At 53.6% G+C, this 15,019-nt stretch carries 16 protein-coding genes; 11 read left to right on the forward strand and 5 right to left on the reverse strand.

The window, feature by feature from the left end:
* Nucleotides 1-9: 9 nt before the first annotated feature.
* Both ACDO57_RS11070 and mntR read right to left on the reverse strand, forming a co-directional pair.
* Entirely contained in the window at nucleotides 10-1,119 is a 1,110-nt protein-coding gene (locus tag ACDO57_RS11070; RefSeq protein ID WP_024908707.1) for an anion transporter, read from the reverse strand.
* Nucleotides 1,116-1,589, reverse strand: a complete 474-nt coding sequence (mntR, locus tag ACDO57_RS11075; protein WP_023310887.1) for a manganese-binding transcriptional regulator MntR — start codon at nucleotides 1,587-1,589, stop codon at nucleotides 1,116-1,118. Before mntR ends, ACDO57_RS11070 begins: the two co-directional genes overlap by 4 nt.
* A 183-nt stretch (nucleotides 1,590-1,772) precedes the next feature.
* On the opposite strand from mntR, the gene mntS reads away from it, so the two are divergent.
* Both mntS and ACDO57_RS11085 read left to right on the forward strand, forming a co-directional pair.
* Nucleotides 1,773-1,901 carry a manganase accumulation protein MntS gene (gene mntS / locus ACDO57_RS11080; protein WP_032645368.1) on the forward strand — a complete coding sequence of 43 codons (129 nt, stop codon included), beginning with the start codon at nucleotides 1,773-1,775 and terminating at the stop codon, nucleotides 1,899-1,901.
* A gap of 283 nt (nucleotides 1,902-2,184) precedes the next feature.
* On the forward strand, nucleotides 2,185-3,768 hold the full coding sequence (locus tag ACDO57_RS11085; RefSeq protein WP_157188802.1) for a phosphoethanolamine transferase: 1,584 nt from the start codon (nucleotides 2,185-2,187) through the stop codon (nucleotides 3,766-3,768).
* Between the two features lie 159 nt (nucleotides 3,769-3,927).
* On the opposite strand, the gene ompX is transcribed toward ACDO57_RS11085, so the two are convergent.
* A complete protein-coding gene (ompX, locus tag ACDO57_RS11090) occupies nucleotides 3,928-4,446 on the reverse strand; it encodes an outer membrane protein OmpX (protein ID WP_024908709.1) in 519 nt (172 codons plus the stop codon).
* Nucleotides 4,447-4,800: 354 nt separating this feature from the next.
* Here ompX and rhtA point away from each other — a divergent pair, with 354 nt between their 5' ends.
* The 6 genes from rhtA (at nucleotide 4,801) to ybiO (ending at nucleotide 11,399) form a co-directional block, all read left to right on the forward strand.
* The gene (rhtA, locus tag ACDO57_RS11095; protein WP_024908710.1) at nucleotides 4,801-5,688 is read left to right on the forward strand and encodes a threonine/homoserine exporter RhtA; all 888 of its coding nucleotides are present in this window, start codon (nucleotides 4,801-4,803) and stop codon (nucleotides 5,686-5,688) included.
* Nucleotides 5,689-5,987: 299 nt separating this feature from the next.
* Nucleotides 5,988-6,491 (forward strand): DNA starvation/stationary phase protection protein Dps, encoded by a 504-nt coding sequence (dps, locus tag ACDO57_RS11100; protein ID WP_010428924.1) that lies wholly within the window; start codon nucleotides 5,988-5,990, stop codon nucleotides 6,489-6,491.
* A gap of 362 nt (nucleotides 6,492-6,853) precedes the next feature.
* Nucleotides 6,854-7,597, forward strand: coding sequence for a glutamine ABC transporter substrate-binding protein GlnH (gene glnH / locus ACDO57_RS11105; protein ID WP_023310880.1), 744 nt, complete (start codon nucleotides 6,854-6,856; stop codon nucleotides 7,595-7,597).
* A gap of 84 nt (nucleotides 7,598-7,681) precedes the next feature.
* Nucleotides 7,682-8,341 carry a glutamine ABC transporter permease GlnP gene (gene glnP / locus ACDO57_RS11110; protein ID WP_014169254.1) on the forward strand — a complete coding sequence of 220 codons (660 nt, stop codon included), beginning with the start codon at nucleotides 7,682-7,684 and terminating at the stop codon, nucleotides 8,339-8,341.
* Complete coding sequence (glnQ, locus tag ACDO57_RS11115; protein WP_048991512.1) at nucleotides 8,338-9,060, forward strand: glutamine ABC transporter ATP-binding protein GlnQ; 723 nt, start codon at nucleotides 8,338-8,340, stop codon at nucleotides 9,058-9,060. Before glnP ends, glnQ begins: the two co-directional genes overlap by 4 nt.
* A 125-nt stretch (nucleotides 9,061-9,185) precedes the next feature.
* The gene (gene ybiO, locus ACDO57_RS11120; protein WP_370883974.1) at nucleotides 9,186-11,399 is read left to right on the forward strand and encodes a mechanosensitive channel protein; all 2,214 of its coding nucleotides are present in this window, start codon (nucleotides 9,186-9,188) and stop codon (nucleotides 11,397-11,399) included.
* Nucleotides 11,400-11,447: 48 nt separating this feature from the next.
* Here the strand turns inward: ybiO and rlmF are convergent, their stop codons facing one another.
* Nucleotides 11,448-12,359: a 23S rRNA (adenine(1618)-N(6))-methyltransferase RlmF gene (gene rlmF / locus ACDO57_RS11125; protein ID WP_024908713.1), complete on the reverse strand. Its 912-nt coding sequence runs from the start codon at nucleotides 12,357-12,359 to the stop codon at nucleotides 11,448-11,450.
* Between the two features lie 243 nt (nucleotides 12,360-12,602).
* Between rlmF and mcbA the strand changes: the two genes are divergently transcribed.
* The 3 genes from mcbA (at nucleotide 12,603) to ybiJ (ending at nucleotide 13,806) form a co-directional block, all read left to right on the forward strand.
* Nucleotides 12,603-12,869: a DUF1471 family periplasmic protein McbA gene (gene mcbA / locus ACDO57_RS11130; protein ID WP_024908715.1), complete on the forward strand. Its 267-nt coding sequence runs from the start codon at nucleotides 12,603-12,605 to the stop codon at nucleotides 12,867-12,869.
* 124 nt (nucleotides 12,870-12,993) lie between these two features.
* A complete protein-coding gene (locus ACDO57_RS11135) occupies nucleotides 12,994-13,260 on the forward strand; it encodes a DksA/TraR family C4-type zinc finger protein (RefSeq protein ID WP_370883975.1) in 267 nt (88 codons plus the stop codon).
* 285 nt (nucleotides 13,261-13,545) lie between these two features.
* On the forward strand, nucleotides 13,546-13,806 hold the full coding sequence (gene ybiJ, locus ACDO57_RS11140) for a DUF1471 family protein YbiJ (protein ID WP_023310874.1): 261 nt from the start codon (nucleotides 13,546-13,548) through the stop codon (nucleotides 13,804-13,806).
* 118 nt (nucleotides 13,807-13,924) lie between these two features.
* On the opposite strand, the gene ybiB is transcribed toward ybiJ, so the two are convergent.
* Nucleotides 13,925-14,887 (reverse strand): DNA-binding protein YbiB, encoded by a 963-nt coding sequence (gene ybiB / locus ACDO57_RS11145; protein WP_157188800.1) that lies wholly within the window; start codon nucleotides 14,885-14,887, stop codon nucleotides 13,925-13,927.
* Between the last annotated feature and the right edge of the window lie 132 nt (nucleotides 14,888-15,019).

The raw sequence follows: 15,019 nt of genomic DNA on the forward strand, positions 1-15,019 counted from the left end.
AATTGCGCACTATATGAGAAGGAATAGTCCGAAACCGATCGCCGCGGCCCAAACCAGCATCGGAATCGACCAGACGTGGAAACGCCACCAGATACGACGGTCGTTGGCCATACGCAGGGCAATCAGGTTGGCCAGCGAGCCGGGCAACAGCCCAAACCCGCCGATATTCACCGCCCAGGCCAGGAGCGTATCCGGCGGAACGTAGTTGAGCAGCAAAATGGTGGAAGGCACGTTGCTGATAAACTGCGACAGCCCAATCGCCGTTAGCCACAATCCCGGCTGAGACAGCGTGCTGACGCTGTGCAGAACGTTTTGCAGCACCGGAAGCTGGATAAGGAGATGCACATCAATAAACATCGCCATAAAGACCAGCAGCAGCGTCCAGTCCACGCTCACCAGCACGCGCCGCGCCAGAACGACAAACCCTGCGGCAACGAGCAGGACGCCCGCCAGCTCATATTTCAGCTCCAGCGCGAACAGAAAGACGATGTATAACCCGAGGCAGCTCCACACCAGACGCGGCTGCCACTGCGGGCCCGTGGTGCCGCTGTGGTACTGCAGTTTTTTATCCGGAAACGCAAACCAGCAGACCGCCAGCAGCGACAGCATCATCACCAGCGCCAGCGGGGCCATCTGCCAGGTAAAGGCGGCAAACGACAGGCCGGAACGGCCCCAGAGCAGGATATTTTGCGGGTTGCCGATAGGCGTCAACAGAGAACCGGCGTTAACGGCGAGCGCTTCAAAGATAATGAGCCGGCTGACCGGAATTTCACAGAGCTTACGCAGCGTGAGCGTGAGCGGCACGATGATAAACAGCGCCACATCGTTGGTCAGAAACGTCGACAGCACCGCGGCGGAGAACACCATAAACAGGGACAGCCTGCGTTCGGTGGCAAACCGGCGCACCATTTTACGTCCCAGAACGTCAAAATAGCCGCTCAGCTCGACCCCTTTGGTGAGCATCATCAGGCCGCTCAGGGTAATGATGGTGCGCCAGTCAATCGCGGCGGGCCAGGCATGTGGGGCAAACGGCACAAAGAGGCTTAACGCTGCGCCAATGAGTAATAACAGATGGAAAAAACGATCGCGTGCCAGGGCCTGCAGTCCAGGGATTTTCATTCAGCGGAGGGACCATATTTAAGCGTAAATTCACGAAATTTCACCAGCGTCTCTTCGCTAACGTGGTGTTCCATTCCTTCCGCATCCCGGCGGGCGATCTCCGGGCTGACGCCCAGCACCAGTAAAAAATTCTCGACAAGCTGATGGCGCTCGCGGCTCTCCTGCGCGAGTTTCTCCCCCTCCGGCGTCAGAAAAACACCGCGCCAGGGGATCATTTCAATTAAGCCCACGGAGGCCAGGCGTTTTAACATTTTAGCGACAGTTGGCTGTGAAACCCCCAGCCTGGCGGCCATATCGACCTGGCGCGCTTCACCAACCTCACGGATCAGATCGGAAATGAGTTCAACATAATCATCAATCAGTTCACGCCGGTGCGCTTCACGGACCTGGCGAAAACCTTCGACATGTTCTTCAACATTCACCAGTTGCGTCGTTTTCCTCATTGTCGGATGACCTGCGCGACGGTTCATTGTACTTCCTCAGTGGGGTGACGCTTCCAGCGCCCGGTTTCGAGAGCGCACATTGTAAACCATAGCTCCGCAAGCACAAAAAATTAACGAAATAGCCATAGCTATACAATATAGCCTGTGCTATATCTGTATGTAATGCAGTCACCCTTCACGGATCGAAGGGATCAAAACTCAGGAGGTCTTATGAACGAATTCAAGAGGTGCATGACCGTGTTTACCCACTCTCCTTTTAAAGTGCGCTTAATGCTGTTGAACATGCTGTGCGATATGTTTAACAACAAACCGCATCAGGACGACAAATCTTCCCACTAAGCGGCGTTGCGGTACGCCGCTTCATTTTCCCGTCACAATCTCGCTCTAAACTGGCTTCCAGCCGCCTTATTCCCGATCTTTTTTACGGATTTGCAATCCCCTTCGCAAAACATCTGCTTAGCAACTGTTGATATTATTTAGCGCTCGCACTATCTTCTTGCAGCCCTGCACAATTTGCGGCTCGCTGAAGCGGACCCTCATTCCCTCTCCACGCACTGTCAGGCAGGTTATGACCCTTGACGCCAGGGTGAGCACATGGCGTTTTCATCCATGATAGTGACCTATGAATGTAACCCTGATAGATACCGTTGTGACCCGCAGCCGGGCCTTAAGCCCGTGGACGGGTTTTTACTTTTTGCAGTCATTACTGATTAACTTTGCGCTGGGTTATCCCTTTAGTCTGCTTTACGCGGTGGCGTTCACCTGCGTTCTGCATTTGCTGTGGCGATCCGCACCGCGCGTGCAAAAAGCGTTAATCGGCATCTGTTCGCTGGTTGCTGCACTCTATTTCCCGTTTGGTCAGGCTTACGGCGCGCCAAACTTTAATACCCTGCTGGCGCTGCACTCGACCAATATGGAAGAGTCAACGGAGATCCTGACGATCTTCCCGTGGTACAGCTACGTGGTCGGGATCTTTATCTTCGCGCTGGGCGTTATCGCCATCCGCCGTCAGTCGGGCGAGAAAAAATCCTGGGGTAAGATCGAAATACTCTGTCTGGTGCTCAGCATTGCCGTGGCCTTTGTCGCTCCCATCCAGAATATTCCCTGGGACGGTAAACTAAGGCTCAGCAATATCGGTTATCCGGTTTTCCGCTTCGTGAAAGACGTCGTTGTAAACAATAAAGAGGTTCTCGACGAACAGGCGCGCATGGCTGAGCTTTCCAATATGAAAGACACCTGGAACGTGCTGGCCGTTAAGCCGAAATATCACACCTATGTGGTGGTGATTGGCGAAAGCGCGCGTCGCGATGCGATGGGAGCGTTTGGCGGTCACTGGGATAACACACCGTTTGCCAGCTCAGTCAAAGGCACGCTGTTTACCGATTATGTCGCGGCCAGCGGCTCGACGCAGAAATCGCTCGGCCTGACCCTTAACCGGGTGGTGGATGGCAAACCGCAGTATCAGGATAATTTCGTCACCCTGGCAAACCGTGCGGGTTTTCAGACGTGGTGGTTCTCTAATCAGGGGCAAATTGGCGAATACGATACGGCCATCGCCAGTATCGCCAAACGCGCTGACGAAGTGCAGTTCCTGAAAAATGGCGACTTCGAAGCCGACAAAAACACCAAAGACGAAGCGCTGTTGAAAATGACGGCACAGGTCTTCGCCACCCCGCGCACCCAGCCTCAGCTGATCGTCCTGCACCTGATGGGGTCGCACCCGCAGGCCTGCGATCGGACCGGTGGGAAGTACGCGGAGTTTGTGCAGTCCAAAGAGACGTCCTGCTATCTCTACACCATGACGCAAACCGACGACCTGCTGAGCAAGCTGTACGATCAGCTACGCAATACGGGCGACAGCTTCTCCATGGTCTATTTCTCGGATCACGGGCTGGCGTTTAAAGAGCGTGGTAAAGAGGTGCAGTACCTGGCGCACGATGACAAGTTCCAGCAGAACTTCCAGGTGCCGTTTATGGTGCTGTCGAGTGACGATAAAACGCATCGCGTTATTAAAGCGCGTCGTTCGGCAAATGATTTCCTGCAGTTCTTCTCGCAGTGGACCGGGATTAAGGCTGAGCAGATAAAAAATGCTTACCCGTTTGTCTCTAACAAGAAAGCTTCCCCAGTGTACGTTACCAACTTCAAGTTACAGAAAGTTGACTACAACCATCTGGGTACGGATATTTTTGATATTAAGAATAAGTAATTGCCGTCTCGTGCGGACCGATGCCCTCACCCTGGCCCTCTCCCACGGGGAGAGGGAACAAACACTAAAAACGGCAACCTAAGGTTGCCGTTTTGCTTTTCTCTTCGACAAAAAAAATCCGCCACATTGGGCGGATTTTTTATTTAATCACCGAAGTGATTAGAAGCGGTAACCTACGCCAGCGATCCAGGTGCCAACGTCAACGTTGCGGATACGGCTCTGCTCATAGGAGAAGTCCAGAGCAACGTCCTGGATTGGGTTGAACTGCAGGCCTGCGCCATAGGAGAAGCCATAGTCGCTGTTGCTTGCAGTGCGGTTCAGACCCTGGTTTTCGGTCTGCTGGAATTTACCGTAGCCAACACCTACAACACCGTAGATGCTCGCCCAGTCATTCAGACGGTAAGCCGGGCCCGCGGTGATACCGTAGTACTGGCCTTTGTTGTATGCGCCGTTTTCAGAACGATCTTTCTCGGTGTAGGTGAAAGAACCGATCACGCCCAGTGGGTTGTTATCCTGCTCGTAACGATACTTCAGGTTGAAACCGTTAGCTTTGTTCATCACGCCCTGATAGTCGCTCTGAGCGTAACCACCAGTAACAGTAGAAGTAGCAGCTACAGCGGTACCTGCGGAAACAGCCAGTACAGCGGCCAGTGCTGAAAGACATGCAATTTTTTTCATAACCACCTCAAATGTGATCCAAGTAAGTCCGTAAGTTTTAAATATATCAAAAAAATTTGCGAAACTCTTTGTGATTCGTGATGTCTAATGAAACCTTTCCTGTAACAGAACGTTTCCAGCGTCAGCTATCTCTTTCAAATCACATGCAATTTTCACTACTAAATGCGCATAGTGCGCGTCTGCGCAGTTACATTCATCCAGATTATTCCTAATCTGACAGGCGATAAATCCACCAGCGCTTAACCATTTTACGGATTTGACATGGTTTTTTTTCAACAGCGCCTCAACCGTAGCCGCATATTTCCTTTACACTGCAACTTTTACCTCATTTGACATAAGCTGACAGGAGAAAGGATGCCTGGGTTATCCCGCACGTCGTCGGTCTGGTTGCCGGTCGCAGTCATACTCATTGCCATGTTGTCCATTCAAAGCGGTGCTTCGCTTGCAAAATCGCTTTTTCCGCTGGTCGGTGCGCCTGGGGTAACAGCCCTGCGTATCGTCCTGGGCACGGCGATACTGGTGGTTATTTTCAAACCCTGGCGTCTGCGATTCAAAAAGGAGCAGCGTTTACCGTTGCTGTTTTATGGACTCTCCCTGGGGGCAATGAATTACCTGTTCTACCTCTCTATTCAGACGATACCGCTGGGGATCGCCGTCGCGCTGGAGTTTACCGGCCCGCTGGCGGTGGCGCTTTTTTCCTCGCGACGTCCGGTCGATTTTATCTGGGTCGTGTTAGCCGTTCTGGGGTTGTGGTTCCTGCTGCCGCTGGGCAAGAGTGTTTCTGAGATTGATCTGACGGGCGCAGCGCTGGCGCTGGGTGCAGGCGCCTGCTGGGCCGTCTATATACTCACGGGCCAGCGTGCAGGAGAAGAGCACGGTCCGGCGACCGTCGCGTTGGGTTCACTGATCGCTGCTATCGTCTTTGTGCCCATCGGCATGGCGCAGGCGACCGAATCTATCTGGCAATGGTCCGTCATGCCCATCGGGCTGGCGGTCGCGATCCTCTCTACCGCACTTCCCTATTCTCTGGAGATGATTGCCCTGACGCGTCTGCCGACGCGCATATTTGGCACCCTGATGAGCATGGAGCCTGCGCTAGCCGCCATTTCCGGGATGGTGTTTCTCGGCGAAACCCTGACATTGACCCAGACTCTGGCGCTCTGCTCGATTATCGCGGCATCAATGGGCTCGACGCTCACCATGCGCCCTGAACCTAAAGTGGAGAAAGTGGATATCCGCTAAGCCCATATATTCTGCATGGCTTCCACGCCATGCAGAATAAAGGCCAGAAAGACTGTCGTTATAATTTTTTACACACTTCACCCTATTTTCAAAATATCCCTCTGGGTTTACATTCCCAGCCAGTAATTAAGATTGATCTGTATCAATTTTAAAATTTCAGATTAATTTCAATGAGTTAAAATCTCAACCTCCTTCTCGCTATTAAACCGATAGGCATAGCCAAACCGCAGGGAAAAAATCCGGTGCTATACTTAGTTCCGTAATTACCTGGGACATAAACATCAAGAGGATATGAGATTATGAGTACCGCTAAACTGGTGAAAACGAAAGCGTCTAATCTGCTTTATACCCGTAACGATGTATCGGACAGCGACAAAAAAGCAACCATTGAGTTGCTGAATCGCCAGGTGATCCAGTTCATCGATCTTTCGCTGATCACCAAACAGGCCCACTGGAATATGCGCGGTGCAAACTTTATTGCCGTTCATGAAATGCTGGATGGCTTCCGCACAGCACTGGTGACCCACCTCGATACGATGGCTGAACGTGCCGTTCAGCTAGGCGGCGTGGCGCTGGGTACCACGCAGGTGATCAACAGCAAAACGCCACTGAAGAGTTATCCGCTGGATATCCATACCGTTCAGGATCATCTGAAAGAGCTGGCGGACCGCTACGCGATTGTGGCAAATGATGTGCGCAAAGCGATTGGCGAAGCCAAAGACGAAGATACCGCTGACATTTTCACCGCCGCGTCCCGCGACCTGGATCAATTCCTGTGGTTTATCGAATCTAACATCGAATAATTCATACGAATTTTCTATCAAACCCTCGCCCTCCGGTGAGGGTTTTGCACATCTATGGTGCACAGTTTTTGTCTGCACACCTGCAAAAGTGAACGAAATGTAATAATCACCTCACACAACCGTTAACGGAAGATTGTTTTTTCGTCATAATTTACGCTAAATATCTCCCCGTCAGTTGAGCCAAACGAAGCGCACCAAAACAGTGCTCCACTTTGGTGCAATAAAACCTCATTGCCCCATTTAATGTGCAATGTATGACATCATCCCCTTTGCAAAACAATGGCTTGTAAAGTTGGCACGATTTTTTCATTGTGCCACCTGTTCTCGCAGGGGATCGCCCCGTGGATATAAAAGGAAATGCTATGAAGTCTGTATTAAAAGTTTCACTGGCTGCACTTACCCTGGCTTTTGCGGTGTCCTCTCAGGCTGCCGACAAACTGGTTGTGGCGACCGACACGGCGTTCGTTCCGTTTGAATTCAAACAGGGTGATAAATACGTTGGTTTTGATGTGGATCTGTGGGCCGCAGTCGCAAAAGAACTCAAACTGGATTACACCCTGAAGCCGATGGACTTCAGCGGCATCATCCCGGCACTGCAAACCAAGAACGTTGATCTGGCGCTGGCGGGCATCACCATTACCGATGAACGTAAAAAAGCGATCGACTTCTCTGACGGCTACTACAAAAGCGGCCTGCTGGTGATGGTCAAAGCCGATAATAACGACGTAAAAAGCGTGAAAGATCTCGACGGCAAAGTGGTGGCAGTGAAGAGCGGCACCGGTTCGGTTGATTACGCGAAAGCAAATATCAAAACCAAAGACCTGCGTCAGTTCCCGAACATCGACAACGCGTACATGGAACTCGGCACCAACCGTGCTGACGCGGTTCTGCACGACACGCCGAACATCCTGTACTTCATCAAAACAGCCGGTAACGGTAAGTTCAAAGCGGTTGGCGAGTCTCTGGAAGCCCAGCAGTACGGTATCGCGTTCCCGAAAGGCAGCGACGACCTGCGCACGAAAGTTAACGGCGCGCTGAAAACGCTGAAAGAGAACGGCACCTATAACGAAATCTACAAAAAATGGTTCGGTACCGAGCCTAAATAATAAGACGTAACAATGATGTTCACTCGGGGGCGACCTTTCGCCCCTGCTATTTTTGAAACACGGTAACAGTAACAGGAAATTATCATGCAGTTTGACTGGAGCGCCATCTGGCCTGCCATTCCTATCTTGCTTGAAGGCGCTAAAATGACCCTGTGGATTTCGGTCCTGGGTCTGGTTGGTGGGTTGATTATCGGTCTTGTCGCCGGTTTCGCTCGCACCTACGGCGGCTGGATTGCAAACCACATCGCACTGGTTTTCATCGAAGTGATCCGCGGCACCCCAATTGTCGTACAGGTCATGTTCATCTACTTCGCCCTGCCAATGGCGTTCACCGACCTGCGCATCGATCCGTTCAGCGCAGCCGTCGTCACCATTATGATCAACTCAGGCGCCTACATTGCGGAAATCACCCGCGGTGCGGTGCTGTCGATTCATAAAGGTTTCAGTGAAGCCGGTCTGGCGCTAGGTCTTTCTCGTCGCGAAACGATCCGCCACGTTATTCTGCCGCTGGCACTGCGTCGCATGCTGCCACCGCTCGGTAACCAGTGGATCATCAGCATTAAAGATACGTCGCTGTTCATTGTTATCGGCGTGGCCGAGCTGACCCGTCAGGGTCAGGAGATCATTGCTGGCAACTTCCGCGCGCTGGAAATTTGGAGTGCGGTAGCCGTTGTCTACCTGATCATTACTCTGGTTCTGAGCTTCGTTCTGCGTCGTCTTGAAAGAAGGATGAAAATCCTGTGATTGAATTTAAAAACGTTTCCAAGCACTTTGGCCCAACCCAGGTGCTGCACAATATTGATCTGAACATTAAGCAGGGTGAAGTGGTGGTGATTATTGGGCCATCCGGCTCCGGTAAATCCACCCTGCTGCGCTGCATCAACAAGCTGGAAGAGATCACCAGCGGCGATCTTATCGTCGACGGTCTGAAGGTGAACGACCCGAAAGTGGATGACCGTCTGATTCGTCAGGAAGCGGGCATGGTGTTCCAGCAGTTCTACCTGTTCCCGCACCTGACGGCGCTGGAGAACGTGATGTTTGGCCCCCTGCGCGTGCGCGGCGCCAACAAAGCGGCGGCAGAAGCGCTGGCCAAAGATCTGCTGGCGAAAGTCGGCCTGGCTGAACGCGCGCACCACTACCCTTCTGAGCTGTCCGGTGGTCAACAGCAGCGCGTGGCGATTGCCCGCGCGCTGGCGGTCAAACCGAAAATGATGCTGTTTGATGAGCCTACGTCCGCACTCGACCCCGAGCTGCGCCACGAGGTGCTGAAGGTCATGCAGGATCTGGCAGAAGAAGGGATGACGATGGTGATCGTGACCCACGAAATCGGCTTCGCTGAAAAAGTGGCGTCCCGCCTGATCTTTATTGATAAAGGCCGTATCGCGGAAGACGGTAACCCGCAGGAATTAATTGCGAACCCGCCGAGCCCGCGTCTGCAGGAGTTCCTGCAGCACGTCTCCTGATCCATCGCTTTACGCTAAAGCCGGGCTTGCCCGGCTTTTTTACGCCAGATTGTTCCCAAAAATCCCCCTCCGCGTCCCGACTTCTATACTTATCATTTTGTTCGACATTTTCACCGGAGGACGCCGTGCCGTGGATCCTGTTGCTGTTGATTAGCCTGTTTAGTGCGCCATCGTTCGCCGTCGCGATCCCCGGCGTGACCACCGGAACAACCGCCAGCCAGCAAAATACGCCCCCTCCTGAACCCGATGTCGAACAGAAAAAAGCCGCCTACAGCGCCCTCGCCGACGTCCTTGAGAACGACACCTCCCGGCAGGAACTTATTGGTCAGCTGCGGAAAGTGGCCGCCACGCCGCCGCAGGAGCCGGTGCCTGTCATCACCCCTCCCCAGGTGGAGGAACAAAAAACGGTGCTGGAAAATGTCACCGACGTGAGCCGGCACTATGGGGAAGCGCTCTCCTCGCGCTTTGCTCAGCTCTACCGCAACCTGATTGGCTCGCCGCATAAGCCGTTTAACCCACAAACGTTTACCGCCGCCGCCACGCAGTTCCTGATGCTGGCCGGCGCAGTATTTCTTTTTTACTGGCTGGTGCGCCTGTGCGCGTGGCCGCTCTACCGCAAAATGGGGCAATGGGGACGCAGAAAGAATCAGCAGAAAAGCAGCTGGCTGCACCTGCCGTTGATGATAGCCTCAGCGTTTATCATCGATTTACTGCTGCTTGCGTTGACGCTGTTTTTAGGTCAGATGTTGGCCGACAGGCTGAACGCGGACAACAAAACCATCGCCTTCCAGCAGTCGCTTTTCCTGAATGCCTTTGCCCTGATTGAGTTCTTCAAGGCGCTGCTGCGGTTACTCTTTTGCCCGCACGTACCGGCGCTGCGTCCTTTCGCCATCCGGGATGCGAGCGCGAAGTACTGGGCGCTGCGTCTGAGCGTGCTCAGCGGGCTGATTGGCTACGGTCTGCTGGTTGCCGTGCCGATCATCTCCAACCAGGTGAACGTCCAGTTCGGGGCGCTGGCAAACGTCATTATCATGATCTGCATTACCGTCTGGTCGCTGTATCTGATCTTCCACAATAAAAAAACCATTACCCAAAGCCTGCTGAATCTGGCCGATCGCTCCCTTTCGTTCTTTAGCCTGTTTATCCGCGCTTTCGCCCTGGTGTGGCACTGGCTGGCAAGCGCCTACTTCATCGTACTGTGCTTCTTCTCGCTGTTCGACCCGGGCAATAGCCTGAAATTCATGATGGGGGCGACGTTCAAAAGCCTGGCCATTATCGGTATCGCGGCGTTTGTGTCGGGGCTGCTGTCGCGCTGGATCTCGAAAATCATCACCCTGTCGCCGCAGGTACAGCGTAATTACCCGGAACTGCAAAAACGGGTGAACGGCTGGATGTCGGTATCGCTCAAAGTGGCGCGCATTCTCACCGTCTGCGTGGCGATTATGCTGCTCCTGAATGCGTGGAGCCTGTTTGATTTCTGGAACTGGCTGCACAACGGTGCGGGTGAAAAAACGGTCGATATCCTGATTCGCATCGCGCTGATTTTGTTCTTCTCCGCCGTCGGCTGGACGCTGCTGGCGAGCCTTATCGAGAACCGCCTGGTATCGGATATTCACGGCCGTCCCCTGCCCAGCGCGCGGGCAAGAACGCTGTTAACCCTGTTCCGCAACGCGCTGGCGGTGATTATCAGCACCATCACCATCATGATTGTGCTGTCGGAAATCGGCGTAAATATCGCCCCGCTGCTGGCGGGGGCCGGTGCGCTGGGGCTGGCGATCTTCTTCGGGTCGCAAACGCTGGTGAAGGATATTATTACCGGCATCTTTATCCAGTTTGAGAACGGGATGAACACGGGGGATCTGGTCACGATTGGGCCGTTAACCGGCACCGTGGAGAGGATGTCCATCCGCTCGGTGGGCGTGCGCCAGGACACCGGGGCGTACCACATCATTCCCTGGTCTTCGATCACCACCTTCGCCAACTTTGTGCGCGGCATTGGTTCAGTTGTAGCGAACTACGATGTGGATCGTCACGAGGATGCCGATAAAGCGAAGCAGGCGCTGCGCGATGCGGTAGAAGAGCTGATGCAGATGGAGGATATTCGCGGGCTGGTGATTGGCGAGCCGTCATTCGCCGGCATCGTCGGGCTGACGAACACGGCGTTTACCCTGCGCGTGTCGTTCACCACCCAGCCGCTGAAGCAGTGGACGGTGCGCTTTGCGCTCGACAGCATGGTGAAAAAACACTTCGATCTGGCGAACGTGCGGATGCCGGTCCAGACCTATCAGGTACTGCCGCCGCCCGCATCGCCGCTCCCTCCGCAGGAGCCGACGCTGTAGCCCGGTTGCCGGGTGGCGGCTTCGCCTTACCCGGCCTGCGACGGAGTGCTATTTGCGACGTTTGTTATTGTCCATAAACGTCCAGGCGATAAAGCGGCTTTGCTTCTGGCCCTGCGCCATCTCTTTTTTCACCACTTTTACGGCGCCCGCTTCGGTCAGCGCGCGGTAGAGTGGCGGCAGGTTATCTCCGCGGGAAACCAGCGTTGTGAACCACTTCACCTGACGGCCAAACTGTTTGCTTTCCGCAATCATGCGCAGGATAAACGCCACTTCGCCCCCTTCACACCAGAGCTCCTGCTGCTGACCACCGAAGTTCAGCGCGGCGTCTTCAGCCTGACCCAGATTGCGGCGCTTGCGCTCGCTGCCCGCGCGGGCCGATGCCGCCGAATCATGGAACGGCGGATTGCACATCGTGGCGTCATAGCTTTCGTTTTTGTGAATAATGCCGTTGAAGATCGACGCCGCCTCTTTCTGACGACGCAGGCGAATGGCGCGGCTCAACCCAGGATTCGCGCTGATAATCGCCTGGGCGCTGGCAAAGGCCTCGGCACCGATTTCGCTTCCGGTAAAGCGCCAGTGGTATTCATGCGCGCCGATCAGCGGGTAAATCAGATTCGCCCCGGTGCCAATATCCAGAATGGTGGCCTGCGGCGGAACAACGCCCTCATTGCCCTCGGCAAGAAGGTCGGCAAGGTGATGCACGTAATCCGCGCGGCCCGGCACAGGTGGACAGAGAAAGCCTTCCGGAATATCCCAGTGAGCCACACCGTAAAAATGCGCCAGTAGAGCTTTGTTCAACATTTTAACCGCCTGCGGGTCAGCAAAGTTGACCGAGGGCTCTCCCGCTGGGGTCTGAACCAGGTAGTCCTGCAGCGGCGGGCAGCTCAGGCATAACGCATTCATGTCGTAGCGGCTGCGGTGGCGATTTCGCGGGTGCAATCCCGGCTTTTGGGCAGTCATGGCATTCTCCTTTAAACAGCGGCGTAAGATACCCTTTGCTGGCCCAACGGTAAATCTTTCTCTGCGTCGCGCAAAAAAACGCCGTAAATCAAACACCTTTATGTCTATGATCTGTCAGCGAATTGTCAATTTATATCGTTCAAAAAATAAGCAGATCATCATCAAATATTTGCGCTAAGTCACACTCATCAGGCTTCTAAACTTAAAGGGAATCACCTGCTGTTTCCTCATGAGGATGTGATTATGAAAAAGTATCTGACCCTTGCTATTATCGCTGGCGTCCTGGCAACTGCTTCATTCTCTGCCATGGCCGTTCAGTCACTAACCCAGAGTACCGACACCAGCCAGCTCCGTCCTGCAGGCACCGTTTCAGTTAGCCGTGCCAGCAACCTTGACGATCTCCAGGCTAAACTTGCCGAAAAAGCCCGTCAGGAAGGTGCAAAAGGATTCGAGATTAATTCCGCCAGCGGCGATAACCATATGTTTGGCACCGCGACCATTTACAAGTAACCCCACTACACTCCAACACACTGCATCTGCCGCACAGATGCAGTTCTCTTTTTCCTTCGCCTTGATTGTTCATTTTTTAACCCCATAGTAAACGTATGGCTTAAACCGATTTCAGGAGGACGCTATGGCTTCCGGCTGGGCAAATGACGACGCTGTTAACCAACAGATCAACAGTACTATTGAAGATGCGGTTGCGCGCGCCCGCGGTAAAATTCCGCGCGGCGAAAGCTTAACGGAATGCGAAGAATGCGGAGAACCCATTCCGGAGGCGCGCCGGAAAGCCATCCCCGGCGTAAGGCTTTGCATCTCCTGCCAGCAGCATAAAGATTCAAAAAACTCATCATATTCGGGATATAATCGCAGAGGTTCGAAAGACAGCCAGTTACGTTGACTTTCCTTTACCTAAGTTAACCCCGCAGGCCCATACCTTTACGCTCACGATTTTTAACGAACCGCGTGGCAAAATGTGCCCTTCATTTCGCTTCTGTAAAGCGCATTAAAAAGAAGTGTAAATCGCCAGTTTGAATTTATTAATATTCAATAAGTTATTTGTCATTCAGTTTTTTTGAGCAACCACGTCAATTCTCTTCGATTTTATCCCTCGCAAAAAAACGTGATACTCATCACATCGACGGAACATCGTCCCCTTAACAGAAACACCTGCGAGAGATTAATTATGAAAACCATCAAATATGCTGTAGCTGCTGTTGCCCTGTCCGCTCTGTCCTTCGGCGCTTTCGCCGTAGAGCCAGTCTCTTCAACTCAGGCACAGAACATGAACAAAGTCGGTGTGGTGAGTGCTGATGGCGCGACCACGCTGGACGGTCTGGAAGCCAAACTGGCTGAGAAAGCCGCTGCTGCCGGTGCAAGCGGATACACCATTACCTCCGCTAACGGCAATAACAAGCTGAGCGGCACCGCGGTTATCTACAAATAATCGCCTGAACGAATGCTGTCCCCTCGCCAAACCCTCTGGTGAGCTGCTCCAACCCTCATTGACCCTGTTGTTTGTTACCCTTGCTTGCCCGTCCGCCACTGGACGGGCTTTTTTTTAGTTAAAAAGACTGCGCCACGCGTGCCAGCCCGGCTTCTACCGTGTCCACTTCACCGGTTGCCAGCAAACAGCAGGCCATCTGCAGCTTGATCGAATGCGGAACAGGAACATTTCCAGCAAGGCACTGCTCAATCCAGTGGGCTGTAGTATGGGGATCTTTTGCCTCAGGCAATATCACACCGCTATTTTCCTCCCCGCGTTCCAGAATGACGCGCGTACCAGCAGAATCGATCAGCATCACCTGCGGGCAACGCTGTGGGTTCGCATAAACCTCACCTTCCGTGCCGTGCATCAGTAACGCCCTTCCACCAATAGCCGCAAAGAACTGACCCACACGCGCCACGTATTCCGGGTGCGAGACGCTGGAAAGACGAAGGGCGGCATCTTCGCCAAACGGTGTGGCCAGCTTCGCCAGCGTGTGCGCGCTGTTGCGCACGCCCATGCGCCAGCGCATATCGAGCTGCTTTTCAAGCGGCGGGCAAAGTGTGCCAACCGGGATATAAACGGGCTGATGGCCATCCAGCTTCGCCTGCGCCTGACCGGCATGACGCGTTGGCTCGATGCCCAGCATCCCGAAAATGGTTTCCGTCAGTACGCGAGTGGGGTCTTCACTAACCCCGTGCACCACCACCGGGAACCCCAGCTTGTGTAATAAAATAGCAAGAAGCGGGGTTAAATTTGCCTGCTTGCGCGCGCCGTTGTAGCTCGGGATTACGATCGGCATGGGCTTTGCCACAGGCGGCGTTAAGCGCAGCGTTTGCGCCTGCATGGCTTCATAGAACCCGCGCATCTCCGCCTCACCCTCTCCTTTGATACGCAGCGCGATCAGAATGCCCCCCATTTCCAGGTCGGGGACGTCGCCCTCAAGCATGCGGGTGTAAAGTGCACGCGCGGTTTCATGGTCCAGATCGCGGGCATGATTTTTCCCACGCCCTACCTCTTTGATAATTTTGCGGTAATCCACGACTTCTCTCCTGACAGCATCATCTTGTTAACAATATAGCCCTGATGATTGCCCGGCCGTTAGTGTTTTATCCCCTAACCCAATGCTCTGTTTTAATGAAAAAAAATATATACAAGAAATTTTTCAATTATT

Source organism: Enterobacter cloacae complex sp. 2015409, assembly GCF_041365315.1.
Taxonomy (GTDB): Bacteria; Pseudomonadota; Gammaproteobacteria; order Enterobacterales; family Enterobacteriaceae; genus Enterobacter; species Enterobacter pseudoroggenkampii.